Source organism: Pseudomonas taiwanensis (assembly GCF_013393345.1).
Lineage (GTDB): Bacteria > Pseudomonadota > Gammaproteobacteria > Pseudomonadales > Pseudomonadaceae > Metapseudomonas > Metapseudomonas resinovorans_C.
This window is the reverse complement of record NZ_QJRF01000057.1, coordinates 86,279-103,422: the sequence shown is the minus strand read 5'-3', so window position 1 is coordinate 103,422 and position 17,144 is coordinate 86,279. Positions and strand designations below refer to the sequence as shown.

Here is a 17,144-nt window from a genome sequence, read left to right as displayed (position 1 = left end):
GGCGTCTTTGCATGAGGTCAGTGTCCATGATCGAGGTCAGGGTCACCCGCAAACACCCGGAAGCCGAGGGCATCGTCAGCTTCGAACTGGCCCGCGCCGATGGCGGCGCGTTGCCGCCGTTCAGCGCCGGCTCCCATATCGATGTGCATCTGCCCAACGGCCAGGTGCGCCAGTACTCGCTGTGCAACCACCCGGACGAGCGACACCGCTACCAGATCGCCGTGCTGCTGGACCCGGCCAGCCGTGGCGGCTCGCAGGCCATGCACGAACAGGTCGGGGAGGGCAGCGGCATCCGCATCGGCGAGCCGCGCAACCTCTTCCCGCTGGCCCATGGCGCCCGCCGCACGCGGCTGTTCGCCGGCGGCATCGGCATTACCCCGATCCTCTGCATGGCCGAGCGCCTGGCCGCCATCGGGGCGGAGTTCGAAATGCACTACTGCGGCCGCTCGGCGGCGCGCACGGCCTTCGTCGAGCGCATCGAGGCCTCGGCGTTCGCCGGACGGGTGAGTTTCCACTTCGACGATACCCGGCGCCTGCAGACGGCCGAGGCGCTGGCGGACTATGCCGACGGCGATCACCTGTATGTCTGCGGTCCCGGCGGCTTCATGGCCCACGTGCTGGACGAGGCGCGCAAGGCCGGCTGGCCGGAGTCGGCCCTGCACCGCGAGTACTTCGCTGCCGAGCCCCAGGCCAAGGGCGATGACGGTGCCTTCGAGGTGCAACTTGCCAGCGATGGGCGTTGCTTCCAGGTGCCGGCGGATCGCAGTGTGGCCGACGTGTTGCAGGAGGCCGGGATCGATCTGCCGCTGTCCTGCGAGCAGGGCATCTGCGGCACTTGCCTGACCCGCGTGCTTGAAGGCGAACCAGAGCACCGCGACATGTTCCTCACAGTCGAGGAGCAGGGGCGCAACGACCAGTTCACGCCCTGCTGCTCGCGCTCGCGCAGCCCGCGACTGGTGCTGGATCTCTGATCCCGGTGGCAACCCTGCCGGGCCGGCGCACGCCAGGGTCGGCAGGGTGCGCCGCTGTGCGACCTAGGGGGCCGGCAGCGGACCGATGGCGGAGGCGATCACCGCCGCTTCAGTCTGTTCGCGGGTCAGCGAGCCCAGCATGTAGGGCTTGAGCATGCGGCTCTGGCGCAGCCGCGCGTAGCCGTAGAGCGTCGACCACATGGCGATCAGGCGCGCCTGCAGGCGGTCATCGTCGGTTTCTTCCAGGGCTTCCTGCAGCGTCGCCGCGATGCCCGCGTAGATGCTCTGGAGCAGGCCGCCCAGTTCGTCTTCGTCCTCGGCCTGCTGCAGCAGGCCCGAGTCGTACATCAGCAGGAACAGCCCCGGCTGCGATTCGGCGAATGCCAGGAATGCCTGGCAGGCCGCCCGCGCCTTGTCCTGCGCCGTGCCCGTACCCGCTGCCACGTTGCGATGGGCTTGCAGCAGGCGGCGGAATCCTTCGCCCGCGCAGGCGCGCAACAGGGCGTCGCGATCGGCGAAGTGCCGGTAGGGCGCGCCCCTGGAAACCTCCAGTGCCTGCGCCAGGTCGCGTAGCGATAGCTCCTGGTAACCATTCTGTTCAACCGCTTCGAGGGCGGCGTCGATCAACGATTGCCTCAGGTTTCCGTGGTGATACGCACGTGTCTCGTTCATGGAATAAGCCATTGACCGGAGTAAGGGGGATGACTAATGTGAGCGCTGCTTACATTGCTTCGATGGGCCGTCCCCTGAGCCTTCCCGCCGCTGTCACGGCGGGAAGGCGCGAGCATATCAGGGGGACGGGCCATCGATGCAGGCAACCCTGTCGAAACGCCCATGAGGACAAGAACAAGATGAAATTACTGAACAACACCTGGTACGTCGCCGCCTGGGACGATGAGGTCAAGGCCGGCGAACTATTCGCCCGTACGCTGCTCAACGAGTCCGTGCTCTTCTTCCGCAACGAGGCGGGCAAGGTGCAGGCCATCCACAATCGCTGCCCGCACCGTTTCGCACCGTTGTCCATGGGCACGCTGTGCGACGGCCAAGTGCGCTGCGCTTACCACGGCCTGGAGTTCGACGGCAGCGGCGCCTGCACCCGCAATCCCCATGGTGATGGCGGCATCCCTCGGGCGGCGCGGGTAAGGGCTTTCCCGGTGGTGGAGAAGCACAGTCTCATCTGGATCTGGATGGGCGACGTGGCGGCAGCGGACGAAGCATCGATCCCGGACTTTGGCTGCATGGACCCGGCGCGCTACTACGTTGCCAAGCGCTACCTACATGCGCGGGCCAACTACGTGCTGGAGTCGGACAACATCCTCGACCTGTCCCACATCCAATACCTGCACCCGAGCACCCTCGGCAGCAGTGATGTCAGCCAGGCAATCACCCGTGTCGAGCAGCAGGGCGAGACGATCTGGTCGTACCGCCAGACCGTCGCCGAGATCATGCCGGACTTCCTCTACGGCGCGATGGGCATCGTCCACGGCACGCCGGTGGACCGCTGGATCGACGTGCGCTGGGACGCTCCGGCCAATATGCTCCTGCTGGCCGGCGCGGTGCCTACCGGGCAGCCGCGTGCCGAGGGCCGGGAAACCCCGCTGCCGCACCTGTTCACCCCGGAGACCGACACCACCACCCACTACTGGTTCTCCTTCCCCATCCCCCGCGAGATGGGCGAGTTGGGTGAGCGCATCGCCGAGGAGCAGGTGTCCGCCCTCAACCAGCCGTTCAGCACGGAGGACCTGCCAATGCTCGAAGCCCAGCAGGGGATGATCGGTGACGCCGATTTCTGGTCTCTGAAGCCGGTCCTGTTGCACGGCGATGCAGCCGCGGTGCGCGCCCGCCGTGTGCTGGACAAGCTGATCGCCGACGAGCAGGCGGCCCGGATCGACGTGCGCGCGGTCCAGGCCTGAGTATCCCGGCGGGCGATACCTCGCATCGCCACTCGCGATTGGTTGGGGCCGGCACGCCATGGCAGCCTGCGCCCCAACAGCATTTCCGAGACCGGCCGTGCCCGACGATCTGAACTACCTCTGCCACGACGACCAGTTGGAGGAGGGCCGTGCCCGTGGGTTCGACCCCTGGGGTCATGGCCGTGACACCGTGCTCGCCCTGCGCTGGCGCGGCCAGGTGCGGGTCTACCGCAACCTCTGCCCGCATCTGGACGTGGCCATGCAGTACCGCAAGGACCGCTTCATGTCCGGTGATGGGCAGCACATCGTGTGCTTCGCCCATGGCGCGCTGTTCCGTCCCGACAACGGCTTCTGCGTGCTCGGCCCGTGCCTCGGCCAGTCGCTGCAAGCCCTTGCGGTAACGACCGATGCCGAGGGTGGCCTGTGGCTGGAGGGGCTTGCCGACACGGAGGAGCCGGCGTGCGCTTCCACGGTCTCGACCTGAACCTGCTGGTGGTGCTCGATGCGTTGTTTCTCGAGCGCCACGTCACCCGGGCGGCCAACCGCCTGCACCTGACCCAGTCGGCGGTGAGCGCCGCCCTAGGCCGATTGCGCGAACACTTCCAGGACCCGTTGTTCGTCCTGGTGGGTGGGCGCATGCTGCCCACTGCGCTGATGCAGCGCCTTCACCCCGACATCCACCAGGTGCTGGACGGCGCGCGCGGGATCGCCTTCGCCAACGTCCGCTTCGAGCCCGGGCAAGCCCGGCGACGCTTCCGCATCATGGCTTCCGACTATGTGCTGGCGGTGCTGCTGCCGGCGCTGCGCCAGCTCCTGGCCCAGGTGGCGCCCGGGGTGGACCTGCAGTTGCTCAGCCTGGTCCCGCAGCGCGGCGGCGAGGCCGGCGGCCTGGTGGACGAGGCTCTGGAACAACGGCACTGCGACCTGGTGATCCTGCCCCATGCCCACGGCTCCGAACGCCATCCGCGACAGTCCCTGTTCGAGGATGGCTTCAGCGTCATCGCCTGCGTAGACAACCCGGCGCTGGCTGAGGGCCTGACGCTGGACTTGTACCTGGCGGCGCCCCATGTGGTGCGCGAGATGGGAACCGGTGCCCAGGGCAGCATGGAGGCGGAATTCCTCGCCAGCCAGGGCCTGGACCGGCGCGTCGCGGTGGCCGTCGAACAGTTCGGGCTGATCCCCGAGTTCGTCGTCGGTGGTCCGTGCCTGGCGACGCTCCACAGCCGCCTGGCGCGGCTCTATGCACGACGCTTCCCGATACGCCTGCTGGAGCCCCCGCTGCCGTTCCCGGTCACCCGCCAGGTGCTGCAGTGGCACACCTGCCAGGACGGCGACCCGGCACTGGCATGGCTACGCGGACTATTGGCGGAAGTGGCCGCCTGACAAGCGCGGCCATCAATTTCCTTCATGCCCAGCCAGCAGCAAACTTCACTTCCCGCACTCCAGGGGCACTGGGTAGCGTGATGGCACGACAACAAGAGGCCGCACCGCCATGTCCAGACTCCACGTCCACTGCAAGACCCTGTTCACCGGCCTGGAAGATCAGGCCCGCCACGACCAGGCGCTGATCATCGAAGACGGCCTGTTCAGTCATGTCGGCCCCCGCGCGAGCGCTCCGCAGCCGCTACCAGGCGAAACCCTGATCGACACCGGCGAGCACTTCGTCATGCCCGGCCTGGTGGATGTCCATACCCACCTGGTGTTCGGCAACGCCAAGAGCGAGGAGGACATCGACCTCCACGTCTCCGCGGAATTCCGCGCCTTGCGCGGCCTGTTCTTCGCCCAGCACGTGCTAGCCGCCGGCTACACCTCGGTGGTGGTGCCCGGGGACGCCGGCCAGTGCAGCATCGCGGTGCGCGACGCCATCAACGCCGGCCTGTTCGCTGGACCGCGCATCGCCGCCAGCAGCAACGTGATCGCCAACCGCCAGAGCCTCAACGACTGGTTCCCGAGCTGGGTCGGCACGCCGGAATACTTCACCGGGCGCTTGTGCGCCACCCGTGACGAGCAAATCGCCGAAATCCGCCGCCAGGCCAAGGATGGCGTCGACCTCATCAAGATCGCCATGGACGGCACCCAGCGCCGCGCCAACGGCGAACACATCGCCGCCTTCACCGAGGCGGAGACCCGCGCGATGGTCGAGGAAGCCCATCGCCTCGGCAAGAAGGTGGCGGTGCACGCCTACGGCCGCGAAGCGGTGCTCTACGCCGCCCGCGCCGGGGTCGACGTGATCTTCCACGCGTTCTTCCTCGACGACGCCTGCATCGAGGCGATGCTCGAGTCCGGCAGCCACCTGGCGCCCACCTTCACCATGCTGGCCAACAACGTCGAGTTCGCCGAGGACTACGAGCCCTCCACCCGCAGCGGATACGCGGCCATGCAGCAGCGGGTGATCGACGTCGGCTGCCGCAACCTGCGCCGCGCGCGCGAGGCCGGCGTGCCCTTCATGACCGGCAGCGACAGTGGCTTCGCCATCACGCCTTACGGTGAATGGCATGCGCGGGAGATCGAGATACTGGTGGACTGGTTGGGCTTCACCCCAGCCGAGGCGCTGCGCGCCGCCACCTCGGTTTCGGCACGCATGCTGCCGGCCACGCAGCCAGTGGGCGCCATCGAGGTGGGGCGGCGGGCTGACTTCATCCGTATCGACGGTTCGCCCCTGGAGAACGTCGCGATCCTGCAGGAGCGCGATCGCATTCGCGGCGTCTACCTCGGCGGGCAGCGTATGGAGCCCCAGGTGCCGGGCTACGACCCCTACAAGGTGAGCGACTTCAACACCGTCAAATGGGCCGAGCTGCATACCCGGCAGCGTGCGGTGGCGGCTGGCAAGCGTCCCGTCCCGGCGCGGGGGTGACCGGCATGCGCAGACTCACTCTGGAACTGGCCTCGCTGATGGTCGATGCCGCCCTCGCCGAAGGCCGACGGCTGGCCCTGCAGCCCCTGTGCGTGGCAGTGCTGGATTCCGGCGGGCACCCGCTGGCGCTCAAGCGCGACGAGCGCGCCAGCCTGCTGAGGCCACAGATCGCCAGCGGCAAGGCGGCGTCGGTGCTCGGCATGGGCTTCGGCGGCCGCGAACTGGCGCGCCGCGCGGCGGCGATGCCGGCCTTCTTCAACGCCCTGAGCGACCTGGCCGGTGGGCAGATGCTGCCGGTGCCGGGGGGCGTGCTGGTGCGCAATGGCGGCGGCGAGATCCTCGGCGCCATCGGCATCAGCGGCGACACCTCCGACAACGACGAACGCTGCGCCATCGCTGGCGTGCTGGCGGCGCACCTGGTGCCGGATACCGGCGAGTCCTGATCTGTCTGGCTAGCTGTACGACTCCAGCGAGACTCACGCTATGGCCTGCCAAGACGTGCGTGTTCGTTGATCTGCTGGTCGAGCATATCCGCGAGCAAGGGTGGGTACAGCGCTTCGACGCCAGGCACTAATTTGGAAGGTGAATGCCGGACGAGAGGCCTCAGGTGGGGAGGAGCGCTTCTCGCCGGAATCAGCCAGTCCCGAATGGCAGCAATCGGCCGATTCTGTTGAAAAAGGCGGTTTTGCGGTAGCCAGCCGGCCAGGCGTGACAGCTTTCGAAGTGGCTGCAAGCCACTCCAAGTTGCCTTTCGGCCTTTCACTGAGCGTTCCGGCTCAGGTTTTAGGGTTAATTCGAGGGTTTCTGCTCGCCGCAGGCGTACCTATCCCGTGATTGGTGGCCCGTGAAGCATGAGCTTGGCCATACGTCGCAGGTTTTGCACCGTCGCGGCCAAGGTGAATTCGTCAGTCGCACCTGTCAGGCCACGCAGGCGCAAGCGGTCGAGTTTCATGATGCGTTTGAGGTGGGCGAAGAGCATCTCCACCTTCTTGCGCTCGCAGCGGGAGCGGAGGTACTCCGGCGTCTTGGCGATGCGTCGCGCCACGTCGCGGGCGGCTTCATGGATGCTGCGGACGATCTTGCGGTTCGGCGTTTTGGGACAGCACTTGGCTTTCAGTGGGCAGGTGGCGCAGTCGGCTTGGCTGGAGCGGTAGATGATGGTGTTGGCCTTGGTCACCCGCGACCGTTGCTGGGTGAAGGCGCGCCATTCACTGCGTAGCGGTTTGCCGGTTGGGCAGCGGTATTCATTGGCCTCCTGGTCCCAGTGGAAGTCGTTGCTGGAGAGGCTGTCGTCCTTGCGTTCGGTCTTGTCCCACACTGGCACATGCGGCTCGATGTCCTTCTCTTCAACCATCCAGGCCAGCATCGGGGCAGTGCCATAGGCGGTATCGCCGATGAGGCGTTCCGGCGTGAGGTCGAATTGCGCTTCGACGCGCTCCACCATCGTTTTGGTCGACTCGACCTCGGCGGTGCGATGCGCCGGGGTGGCTTCCACATCCAGGATCACACCGTGCGCGGTGTCGATCAGGTAGTTGGTAGCGTAGGCAAAGAAGGCCGGGCCACCTGGCGCGGCGGTCCACCGCGCCTGCGGATCGGTGAGCGAAATTTTCTTGGGCAGGGCTTCCGCCAGCGCTTCCTCATCGAGGGCTTCGAGGTACTCGCGCACGGCACGGGTGCTGAGCGCCGGATCGCGCCAGTCGACCTCATCTCCCGCCACCCCACGTTGCCGGCTGTCATCCGCCTTGATGATGCTGGCGTCGACGGCGAAGCCTTCACCCTTGACCAGGCCGGCCGCCATGCAGCGCCGCAGCACCTCATTGAACAACCAGCGGAACAGGCCGCTGTCACGGAAGCGGCCGTGGCGATTCTTCGAGAAGGTCGAGTGATTAGGGACTTCATCCTCCAGACCCAGCCGACAGAACCAGCGATAGGCCAGGTTCAGATGCACCTCTTCACACAACCGTCGCTCGGAACGGATGCCGTAGCAGTAGCCCACGACCAGCATGCGCACCATCAACTCCGGGTCAATCGACGGGCGTCCGATGGGGCTGTAGAAGTCGGCCAGGTGGGCGCGCAGGTCGCTGAGATCCAGGCACTGGTCGATGCTGCGCAGGAGGTGTTGAGGCGGGACGTGATCTTCCAGATTGAACGAGTAGAACAGGCGTGCCTGTCCTCCCGGTAACTGTCCCATCATGCAGCCTGCCCCCACGTTCGCTGAGCGCGTGATTTTGCCGGCGGCCTGGGGCGGCAGCTACTTTTTCAACAGAATCGGTCGGAAGAGGACCTTCGCAAGTGCCCGCGGCCGATCTTGTGGCTGAGAGCCGACGCGTGGCCGTCTGCACCTCGTGCAGGCACGGGTACGCATAAAAAATGGAAGTAACTCGGTGTCGCTTTGCACCGTAACTGGCTTCAGACCACTAAAATGATGCGACTCGACAGAATAAGAATGAGTGGTCGTAAACGCCGTGAAAATCCAGCCTCTTCCGCCTCTCAACAGCCTGCTTGCCTTTGAGTCCGCTGCCCGTCATTTGAGTTTTACCCATGCCGCCAAGGAGCTGAACGTCACCCAGGGGGCGATCAGTCGCCAGATCCGGTTACTGGAAGATTATCTCGGCAAGACGCTGTTCGAGAGGACCACCCGAAGCATCGCGTTGACGCCGACAGGTACCCAGTACCACGAGACGGTACGTGACTGCCTGCTTCACCTGGCCCGCTCCACAGGTGAAATCCGGCAATGGCGAGGGGACCAGCAAGTGACGGTGGCCACCAGCACGGCCATGGCATCGCTCTGGCTCTTGCCCAAGGTTGCGGAGTTTCAAAGTCAGCACGAGGAGATCGACCTGCGCATCATCGCGCTCGATCATGTGAAGGACTACGCCCGGCTAGATTGCGATCTGGCGCTCTACTACTGCAGCACGCCGCCCAAGGACATGGAGGTCACGCCGCTTTTCTCGGAAGAGATCTATCTGGTCTGCAGTCCGGCCTACCTGGCGAAGAACCCCCGGCTCTCATCCATCGAAGGGCTGTCTTCCTGTACCTGGCTATGGCTTGAGGACTCGCAGCGCGACTGGATCGGTTGGCCGGAGTGGTTCAAGCGCCTGGGGCACGAGCCGGTCATTCCGAAGCATCGGGTCAATATCAACAGCTACAGCATGCTGATCCAGTCAGCCGCTAGCGGCCAGGGTGTGGCGCTCGCCTGGAACCGGCTGGTGGATGAACCGTTGAGCACCGGCGCGCTGATACGGCCGAACGATCTGGTGCTGCAGACAGACGCCAAGTTCTGCTTGCTGGAACCGCTCAATACCCGTGGGCCACGACACAGCGTGAAGCTGTTCCGCGACTGGCTCATGGGGCTCCCCTCGGTGCAGGGATGAAGAGACGGTCGCTGCTGGCGGTGCGCGGATCGGCTTTGCGGATGCCGGAACGACCAGGGCCGTCAGCTTGTGGCTGACGGCCCTGGTGCTGTCAGGTGGCTAGTGGCGCTTGCGGTTGATCGCGTACAGCAAACCGTAGCGGCGCCACAGGTTTGCCAATGTCAGCTGGCTCTTCGTGCGGTCAATGAAGTGGCCGCTACAGCCCCGCCCAGTACCGGTCCGCGAAGTTGCGAGACACCCTCCTGGGAATGTTCCTGAACCGGTAGACGGCCACCCGGGGGTAGGTCGTGTTGGCCGTTGAACGACTCCTGGCGCAGGCTGCGAACCAGGGTGTGGCTCATTACCATCATCAGGATTGCGATTGGCAGGCCGACCACGATGCTCGCCATCTGGATGGCCTTGAGCCCGCCCGCCAGGAGCAGTCCGGCGGCAACGGCGCCTTCGAGAATGCACCAGAGCAGCCTGATCCAGTTGGGCGGGTTGGTGCTGCCCAGCGCGTTCAAGGTACAGAGCACCTGAGTGCCCGCATCGGCGGTGGTGACGAAGTGCACGGCCAGAAGCAGGCACACGAGTATGGAGAGCGCGCCACCGACCACCGGGCCGTCCAGCTTCTCCAGCAAGGTGAACATGGCCGCCGTCGCTTCCTTCTTGGTCGCCAGGAGCACGGAGCCGCCTTCGAACTTCGCCTGTTCCTGCACGAGCTCAGTGCTTGCGGCCGATTTCTCGTACTGCTGGCGCTCGGTTTGTTCCTGCTTGAGTGCGGCTCCGCCGAAGACCGACATCCAGAGAATCGTCACCAGCGTGGGCACTACCAGGGCGCCGACGATGAGCTCCCGAATGGTGCGTCCTTTGGAAATCCGCGCGATGAACAGGCCCACGAACGGCCCCCAGGTCATCCACCACGGCCAGTAGAAGGCGGTCCACCAGTTCTGCCATTCGGTGTCTTTCTGGGTATCCATCCAGAGGCTCAGGCCGACCAGGTTCTGCACATAGTCCCCGGTGGATTCGAACATGAGATTGAGGATGTAACGGGTCGGTCCGAGGGCGAGGACGATCAGCATCAGTACGAAGGAGATGTACATGTTGAGCGTTGAAATCCGCTTCATCCCTTTCGACAGGCCCGCGAGGAGGGAGACGGAGGCGATGATGGTGACCCCCAGGATGATGGACAGCTGGAGCACGGTGCTGATGGGCAAGCCGAACACCAGGTGAAGCCCGGTATTGATTTGCGCCACACCCAGGCCGAGGGACTGGGACACGCCGAACGCCGTGATGGCGACGCCCATGATGTCCACGACATGGCCGATCCAGCCGTAGATGCGGTCGCCGATGAGGGGATACAGCAGGGAGCGCAGCGCCAGGGGCAAACCCTTGCGATAGGCGAAGTAGGCCAGGCTCAGGCCGATCAGGGAGAAGATCGCCCAGGGGTGCAGGCCCCAGTGGAACAGGGTTATCCGCATGGCCATGCTCGCGGCTTCATCTGTCAGCCCCTTGGAAAAGGGGTTGTCGGCGTAGTGCAGCATTGGCTCGGCGACGGACCAGAAGATCAGGCCGATGCCCATCCCGGCGCTGAAGAGCATGGCGATCCAGGAACCGAAGCTGAACTCTGGTTCGTCGTCGTGGGCACCGAGTTTCAAGGTTCCGAAACGGCTGATGGAGATCCAGATCAGGAGGCCGAGGGCACCGCTCACCAGTGCCAGGTAATACCACTTGAAGTTGTTCAGGATGAAGGTTGACGCCGATTCGAAGGCTTCGGCCGCTTGCTCGTCCATGAGCGCGCAGAACAGTACGAATAGCACCACGGTTGCTATCGAAATCAGGGTTACGGTCGGGTTTAGGCCTTTGAGAGGGCCGGACTCTGCACGCATGTTTGTCCCCTTTTATTTTTGTTCAAGGGTTTGAGGGCTTTGCTCGTCGAAGCGGTGGTTCGCCACCGGCTTTTGCCTGTGGCCACCGCTCCAGCGCAGGGCGTTCTCGAATCATTCGAGATCCGAGAAGTGGCATCAAAATGGGGGAAGCCTTTCACGCGGACAACTCATTTCTCCTCATCAACTTATTACCAGTGATCATTAATCGGATTGCCCGCTATGACTGCTTACAAGCCACTGAATATGTGGGCTTTGTTTGATATTGAGGTTTTCTGATTAATGATCAAAAGTAATTAATCAGCCAAAAAATATCGTTTGTCGACTGCTCCGTCTCTTGCCGAAACTCGCCGCCATGCAGCAGGCCCATCGGCTGCGCATTTCCTTCCGTGCTAGCAAGAGAGAACAACAATGACTTCGACTGCTCCCTGCCTTATTCCGACCCATGCCCTGGAAACCGTCCTGGCTCCCATCCATCAGGCGCACGGCCTGACCAACGAGTTCTACACCGAGCAGCGCTACTTCGAACTGGAGCGGGACCATGTGCTCGGCCGCAATTGGGCCTGCATTGGTTTTGCCAGCGACCTGCCGAAGAACAGCTATGTGAAGCCGGTGGACTTCATGGGCCTGCCGCTGCTGATGATGCGCAACCGCGAAGGTGTGGTTCAGGTCTTCCACAACGTCTGCAGCCACCGCGGCGTGAAGCTGGTGCAGCAGGCCGGCGAAGTGCAGGGCGTGATCCGCTGCCCCTACCACTCCTGGACCTATGACCTGAACGGCGGCCTGAAAGGCACGCCGCACGTCGGCGGGATCAACCAGCACAAGGACGAGCGCTTCGCCTGCGAGAAACACGGCCTGAAGGCCCTGCGCAGCACCATCTGGATGGACATGGTGTTCATCAACCTGTCCGCCGATGCGCCGGACCTGGAAGAGCAGCTCGCGCCGCTGACCGAGCGCTGGACCCAGTTCCTCGGCACCGACGGCATGGGCCTGCTGCGTCGCGAGGCCAACAGCGGCGCCATGAGCATCGAGGTCAACTGCAACTGGAAGCTGGCGGTGGAGAACTACTGCGAGGCCTACCACCTGCCGTGGGTACACCCGAGCCTGAACAGCTATTCGCGTCTGGAAGACCACTACAACATCATGTTCGACCAGTTCGCCGGCCAGGGCAGCCACGCCTACAACCTGTCCGACGTCGCCGGCACCCACCTGCCGATCTTCCCCTCCTGGCCGACCGACCGCCTGCGCACGGCGGAGTACGTCGCCTTCTTCCCCAACGTCCTGCTGGGCATCCAGGCGGATCACGCCTTCGCCATGATGCTGGAGCCGATCGCGCCCGGTAAGACCGTCGAGCACCTGCGTCTGTTCTATGTCGGCGACGAGGCCCTCGACAGCCGCTTCGACATGGCGCGCAAAGCCGTCATGGAGTCCTGGCGCGTGGTCTTCGCCGAGGACATCGCCTCGGTAGAGGGCATGCAGATGGGCCGCAGCTCTCCCGGTTACAACGGCGGTGCGTTCTCGCCCGAGATGGATCTGCCGACCCACTACTTCCACAAGTGGGCCGCCCGCCAGCTGCTCGATAACGCCCACAGCGCCTGAGGAAATCGCCATGCATTCGATCGCATCGCACTGGCTGAACTTCATCGACGGCCAGTGGACCGACAGTGAGCAACACCTCGGCGTCCACAACCCCGGCACCACCGAAGCGGTCGCCACCATCGCCCAGGCCACAGTGGCCGACGCGGAGCGCGCCATCCAGGCGGCGCGCCGCTGCGCCGACAGCGGCGAGCTGACCCGGCCGCGCCCGGCGCAACGGGTCGCCTGGCTGCTGAACATCGCGGCGCAGATTCGCGCCGTGACGGAGGAGGGCGCCTGGGTGCTGTGCCAGGAGAACGGCAAGAGCCTGCGTGATGCCCGCGACGAATTCGTCGAGGCAGCGCGCTACTTCGAGTACTACGCCGGCATGGCCGACAAGATCGAGGGGACGTCGATTCCCCTCGGCAATGGCTACATGGACTTCACCGTCTTCGACCCCATGGGGGTGTCGCTGCAGATCGTGCCGTGGAACTTCCCCGTGTCCATCTGCGCCCGCTCCCTGGCACCGGCGCTCGCCGCCGGCAACGCGGTGGTGATCAAGTCGCCGGAGCTCTCTCCGCTGGGCTTGTGCGTCCTGCTGAAGGCCATCGAACGTGCCGGGTTGCCGCGCGGCGCGGTGAACCTGATCTGCGGCCGCGGCCGGGAAGTCGGCGCCTATCTGGCGGGGCATCGCGAGGTCGACCAGATCGTCTTCACCGGCTCCGTCGGCACCGGCCAGAGCATCCTGCGTGCCGCCGCCGAACACGCCATCCCCAGTGTCATGGAGCTGGGCGGCAAGTCGGCTGCGCTGGTGTTCGCCGATGCCGATCGTGAGCAACTGCTCGCCAGTGTCCGCAATGGCATCTTCTTCAACGCCGGTCAGGTCTGCTCGGCCATGTCCCGCCTGCTGGTGCATCGCTCGGTCTACGACGAGGTGGTGGCTGATGTGGCGGCGATGGCCGAGGGCTTGAAAGCCGGCCTCGGCCAGGACGATCCGGACCTGACGCCGGTGATTTCCGCCGGCCAGCTCGACGGTATCCAGACCCTGTGCCGGCGCGCCCAGGAACAAGGTGCGGTGGTCGCCACCGGCGGCGAGGCGCTCAGCGGCCTTGGCGGGCACTTCATGGCGCCGACGGTGTTCCGTGATGTCCGCCCTGACATGGAGATCGCCCAGGCCGAGGTCTTCGGCCCGGTCCTCGCGGTGATTCCATTCGATACCGAGGAGGAGGCCATCGCCATCGCCAACGGCACCGAGTTCGGACTGGTGGCTGGGGTCTTCACCCAGGACCTCAATCGTGCCTTGCGTTGCGCCCGGCGCCTGCGGGCCGGCCAGGTATTCGTCAACGAATGGTATGCCGGCGGCATCGAAACGCCGTTTGGTGGGGTGGGGCTGTCCGGCTTCGGTCGGGAGAAGGGCCAGGAGGCGCTCTACAGCTACGTCCGCACCAAGAACCTGGCACTGCGGATCAAGGGCGAGTGAGGAGGTTGCGGCGATGAAGAAATGGCTCTGCATCATCTGTGGCCTGATCTATGACGAGGCCCTTGGTTGGCCGGACGACGGCATTGCCGCGGGCACGCGCTGGGAAGATGTGCCGGAAGACTGGCTGTGCCCGGACTGCAAGGTCGGCAAGTCCGATTTCGAGATGATCGAGATCAGCGAGCCGGTCACCGCCGTCGCCGCTCCGCCGGCCGCGGCCAAGCAACCGCTGGCGGCCGTCGTGCCTGCCGGGCCGGTGGTCATCATCGGCAGCGGCCATGCCGGTTACGGCCTGGCCCAGGAGCTGCGCAGGGCCAACCCGCAGTTGGATATCCGTGTGCTGACCCAGGAGTCCGGGCATACCTACTCCAAGCCGGCGCTGTCCATTGCCCTGGCGCAGGGTCGCAGTGCGGCGGCCCTGGCGACGGAGAGCCCGATGACCCTGGAGCGGCGCCTGGGCATCCGCATCTACACCCATTGCAGGGTCGAGCGAATCGATACCGAGGCCAGGCGCCTGTACACCAGCCTGGGTGAAATGGACTACGGCCAACTGGTCCTGGCCAGCGGTGCCTCACCCGTGCGGTTACCCATCGAGGGTTGCGCCGATGCACTGCTGAGCGTCAACAACCTGCAGGACTACCAGGCATTCCGTGAGCGCCTGGAGGGCGTGCGCCGGGTGGCGATCCTCGGCGATGGCCTGATCGGCTGCGAGTTCGCCAACGACCTGGCGAGCAGTGGCTACCAGGTGCGGGTGATAGGCCTCGGCGCCTGGCCGATGGAGCGCCTGCTACCGGAAGCGGCAGGCCAGCAGTTGCAACAGGCACTGTCCGGCCTCGGGGTGCAGTGGAACCTGCGCACGACCTTGCAGCGCATCGAGCAGGGGGCCGACGGTTACCGTCTGACCCTGGCCGACGGGGAGGTCGTCGAGGCGGACCTGGTGCTCTCCGCCGTCGGCCTGCGGCCGAATCTGCAACTGGCTGCGGACGCCGGTTTGCACTGTGGGCGCGGCATCAAGGTGGATGCCTCGTTGCAGACCTCCAGGCCCGGCATCTACGCCCTGGGCGACTGCATCGAGATCGATGGGCAGTTGCTGCCTTATCTCGCGCCGATCAACGAGGGTATCCGCGCATTGGCCCGGACCCTGGTGGGCCAGCCGACGGCCGTCAGCTACCCGCTCATGCCGGTGACGGTGAAGACCCCGGCGGCACCGCTCTGCCTGCTGCCACCACCGGTCAATTGCGAGGGCCAATGGCGCTGCGATGCGACCGGCGATGGGCTGAGCGCGGCCTTCCATGACGCCTCCGGTGCCATGCGTGGCTTTGTCCTTCTCGGACGCCAGGCACAACAGAAACGCAATGCCTGGCTGCAGAGCTGCCAGGACATCCCACAGAACGTGGCTTGAGAGCCGAACCATGAACAGTATCGTTAATCTGCCTCACGATGATCGCACTTGTGGCTGGTATGCCGCCCTGCCCGAACCGCTTCCCTGCAAACGCCTGAGCGGCGTGCAGAAGGCCGATCATGTGGTGATCGGTGCGGGCTTCGCAGGCCTGGCCGCCGCGCGTCGGCTGGCCGAGCACCTGCCGAACTCCCGCATCCTGCTGGTGGATGCCCAGCGCATCGGCTACGGCGCCTCCGGCCGCAATTCGGGCTTCGTCATCGACTTGCCGCACAAGTTCGCGCTCGAACATCCCGATCCGCAACACAAGCAACGTCTGCTCGGGCTCAACCGTGCCGCCATCGACCAGTTGCAGACACTGATAGGCCGCCACGGCATCGACTGCCAATGGTCCCATGCCGGCAAGTACCAGGGCGCAGTGGGCGAGCGTGGACTCGCCTATCTCGATCATTTCGAGAAACTGATGGCCGACCTCGGCGAGCCCTATCGTCTGGTGGAGCGGGATGAGTTGGCCGGCGTGCTGGGAAGCCACTACTACAGTCGCGCCATCTTCACCCCCGGCTGCTACCTGATGCAGCCGGCCGCCCTGGTGCGCGGACTCGGCGCGTCGCTACCGGAGAATGTCGAGGTGCTCGAGGAGTCGCCCATCCAGCGCCTGGAGAAGGAAGCCGACGGGCACTGGGTACTTCATGGCAATGGTGGATCGATCCGTACTCCGCGCGTTCTGCTGGGCACCAGTATCTTCACCCAGGAGTTCGGCTACCTGCGCAATCGCCTGCTGCCCGTCATGACGTTCGCCAGCTGGACGCGTCCGCTGACCGATGAGGAAGTGCGCGCCATCGGCATCCAGGCCGATTGGGGCCTGACGCCGGCCGACCATGCCGGCACCACGGTGCGGATGACCCAGGATCGTCGCCTGATCATCCGCAACACCTACAAGCACGTGCCGCGTTACGGGAACAGCGTCGGCGAAGGAACCCGCGCGAAGATCCGCGACGATCATCGCAAGGCCTTCCTCGCACGCTATCCGCAGCTCGCCGGCGTGCCGTTCACCCACACCTGGGGCGGGGCCTACGCCATCTCGCGGAACTTCACCAACTTCTTCGGCCAACTGGACGATGGGGTATTCGCCACGGCTTGCGACAACGGCGTCGGCGCCGCCTGGGGCACCATTTCCGGAACGCTGCTGGCCGACCGGGTGTTAGGTGCGGAGTCCTCGTTGCTCAGCGACATCCAGGCAGTGACCGGCATGCCCTCGCTCAATCCTCCGGAGCCTTTCCTCGGGTTGGGGGTGCGTACACGCATCCGCTGGGCGGCCTGGAACAGCAGGAGCGAGCTATGACGATAGCGCCGAGTGGCAAGGGGCCGGTGCTCCTTGTCGACCATCGGAACCTGGACTTCGTCCATCGCGGAGGGCCACCTGGCGGCGCCAGCGTGGCCCGCGCGATCACCAACGAAGTCTCGCCCAACCTGGGTATCGGCTTCGCACGGTGGGAGGGCGCCGAAGTCGCATGGACGCTGCTGTACGACGAGGTGATCTTCGTCATCGAAGGTTGTTTCGAGCTGAGGGCCAATGGCGAGCTGTATCGAGTAGAGCCGGGGCAGTTGTTGTGGATTCCCGAAGGGACCGAACTCGTCTACGGCGGCCGCGCGTTGTTCGGCTACGTCGTTCATCCGGGCGACTGGAAGCAGCGCCATGGGCTCGCCTGACAACTG

15 protein-coding genes and 1 pseudogene are annotated in these 17,144 nt (G+C 65.2%); 13 read left to right on the top strand and 3 right to left on the bottom strand.

All coding sequences use genetic code 11. The features are described from left to right. Positions 1 to 26 precede the first annotated feature (26 nt). A complete protein-coding gene (locus DM872_RS12800; protein WP_179059849.1) occupies positions 27 to 971 on the top strand; it encodes a PDR/VanB family oxidoreductase in 945 nt (314 codons plus the stop codon). Between the two features lie 63 nt (positions 972 to 1,034). Here the strand turns inward: DM872_RS12800 and DM872_RS12795 are convergent, their stop codons facing one another. Next, positions 1,035 to 1,643, bottom strand: coding sequence for a TetR/AcrR family transcriptional regulator (locus tag DM872_RS12795; protein ID WP_179059848.1), 609 nt, complete (start codon positions 1,641 to 1,643; stop codon positions 1,035 to 1,037). A gap of 179 nt (positions 1,644 to 1,822) precedes the next feature. On the opposite strand from DM872_RS12795, the gene DM872_RS12790 reads away from it, so the two are divergent. The 5 genes from DM872_RS12790 (at position 1,823) to DM872_RS12770 (ending at position 6,181) form a co-directional block, all read left to right on the top strand. Then, complete coding sequence (locus DM872_RS12790; RefSeq protein WP_179059847.1) at positions 1,823 to 2,884, top strand: aromatic ring-hydroxylating dioxygenase subunit alpha; 1,062 nt, start codon at positions 1,823 to 1,825, stop codon at positions 2,882 to 2,884. A gap of 97 nt (positions 2,885 to 2,981) precedes the next feature. Further along, positions 2,982 to 3,368, top strand: a complete 387-nt coding sequence (locus DM872_RS12785; protein ID WP_373273710.1) for a Rieske (2Fe-2S) protein — start codon at positions 2,982 to 2,984, stop codon at positions 3,366 to 3,368. After that, positions 3,344 to 4,267 (top strand): LysR family transcriptional regulator, encoded by a 924-nt coding sequence (locus DM872_RS12780; protein WP_179059846.1) that lies wholly within the window; start codon positions 3,344 to 3,346, stop codon positions 4,265 to 4,267. Before DM872_RS12785 ends, DM872_RS12780 begins: the two co-directional genes overlap by 25 nt. A gap of 109 nt (positions 4,268 to 4,376) precedes the next feature. Then, a complete protein-coding gene (locus DM872_RS12775) occupies positions 4,377 to 5,738 on the top strand; it encodes a metal-dependent hydrolase family protein (RefSeq protein ID WP_179059845.1) in 1,362 nt (453 codons plus the stop codon). A 5-nt stretch (positions 5,739 to 5,743) separates the two neighbouring features. Continuing rightward, positions 5,744 to 6,181 (top strand): GlcG/HbpS family heme-binding protein, encoded by a 438-nt coding sequence (locus tag DM872_RS12770; RefSeq protein ID WP_077522374.1) that lies wholly within the window; start codon positions 5,744 to 5,746, stop codon positions 6,179 to 6,181. Between the two features lie 380 nt (positions 6,182 to 6,561). Here DM872_RS12770 and DM872_RS12765 read toward each other — a convergent pair whose 3' ends face one another. Beyond that, complete coding sequence (locus DM872_RS12765; protein ID WP_179059844.1) at positions 6,562 to 7,932, bottom strand: transposase; 1,371 nt, start codon at positions 7,930 to 7,932, stop codon at positions 6,562 to 6,564. Between the two features lie 271 nt (positions 7,933 to 8,203). Here DM872_RS12765 and DM872_RS12760 point away from each other — a divergent pair, with 271 nt between their 5' ends. Next, positions 8,204 to 9,112: a LysR substrate-binding domain-containing protein gene (locus tag DM872_RS12760; RefSeq protein ID WP_179059843.1), complete on the top strand. Its 909-nt coding sequence runs from the start codon at positions 8,204 to 8,206 to the stop codon at positions 9,110 to 9,112. A 161-nt stretch (positions 9,113 to 9,273) separates the two neighbouring features. Here DM872_RS12760 and DM872_RS12755 read toward each other — a convergent pair whose 3' ends face one another. Beyond that, positions 9,274 to 10,980, bottom strand: a complete 1,707-nt coding sequence (locus DM872_RS12755) for a BCCT family transporter (protein ID WP_179059842.1) — start codon at positions 10,978 to 10,980, stop codon at positions 9,274 to 9,276. A 408-nt stretch (positions 10,981 to 11,388) separates the two neighbouring features. Here DM872_RS12755 and DM872_RS12750 point away from each other — a divergent pair, with 408 nt between their 5' ends. From DM872_RS12750 to DM872_RS12730, 6 genes and pseudogenes are all read left to right on the top strand, one after another. Continuing rightward, the gene (locus DM872_RS12750; RefSeq protein ID WP_179059841.1) at positions 11,389 to 12,576 is read left to right on the top strand and encodes an aromatic ring-hydroxylating oxygenase subunit alpha; all 1,188 of its coding nucleotides are present in this window, start codon (positions 11,389 to 11,391) and stop codon (positions 12,574 to 12,576) included. 10 nt (positions 12,577 to 12,586) lie between these two features. Beyond that, positions 12,587 to 14,032, top strand: a complete 1,446-nt coding sequence (locus tag DM872_RS12745; protein WP_179059840.1) for an aldehyde dehydrogenase family protein — start codon at positions 12,587 to 12,589, stop codon at positions 14,030 to 14,032. 13 nt (positions 14,033 to 14,045) lie between these two features. Beyond that, positions 14,046 to 14,207: pseudogene (locus DM872_RS30495) on the top strand (rubredoxin); the annotation flags it as partial. After that, complete coding sequence (locus tag DM872_RS12740; protein WP_256873393.1) at positions 14,196 to 15,431, top strand: FAD-dependent oxidoreductase; 1,236 nt, start codon at positions 14,196 to 14,198, stop codon at positions 15,429 to 15,431. The pseudogene DM872_RS30495 and the gene DM872_RS12740, both read left to right, overlap by 12 nt. A 10-nt stretch (positions 15,432 to 15,441) precedes the next feature. Next, the gene (locus DM872_RS12735; protein ID WP_218649264.1) at positions 15,442 to 16,770 is read left to right on the top strand and encodes an NAD(P)/FAD-dependent oxidoreductase; all 1,329 of its coding nucleotides are present in this window, start codon (positions 15,442 to 15,444) and stop codon (positions 16,768 to 16,770) included. Continuing rightward, the gene (locus DM872_RS12730; RefSeq protein WP_179059838.1) at positions 16,767 to 17,138 is read left to right on the top strand and encodes an ethanolamine utilization protein EutQ; all 372 of its coding nucleotides are present in this window, start codon (positions 16,767 to 16,769) and stop codon (positions 17,136 to 17,138) included. The genes DM872_RS12735 and DM872_RS12730 overlap by 4 nt, the downstream gene beginning before the upstream one ends. Positions 17,139 to 17,144: the final 6 nt, after the last annotated feature.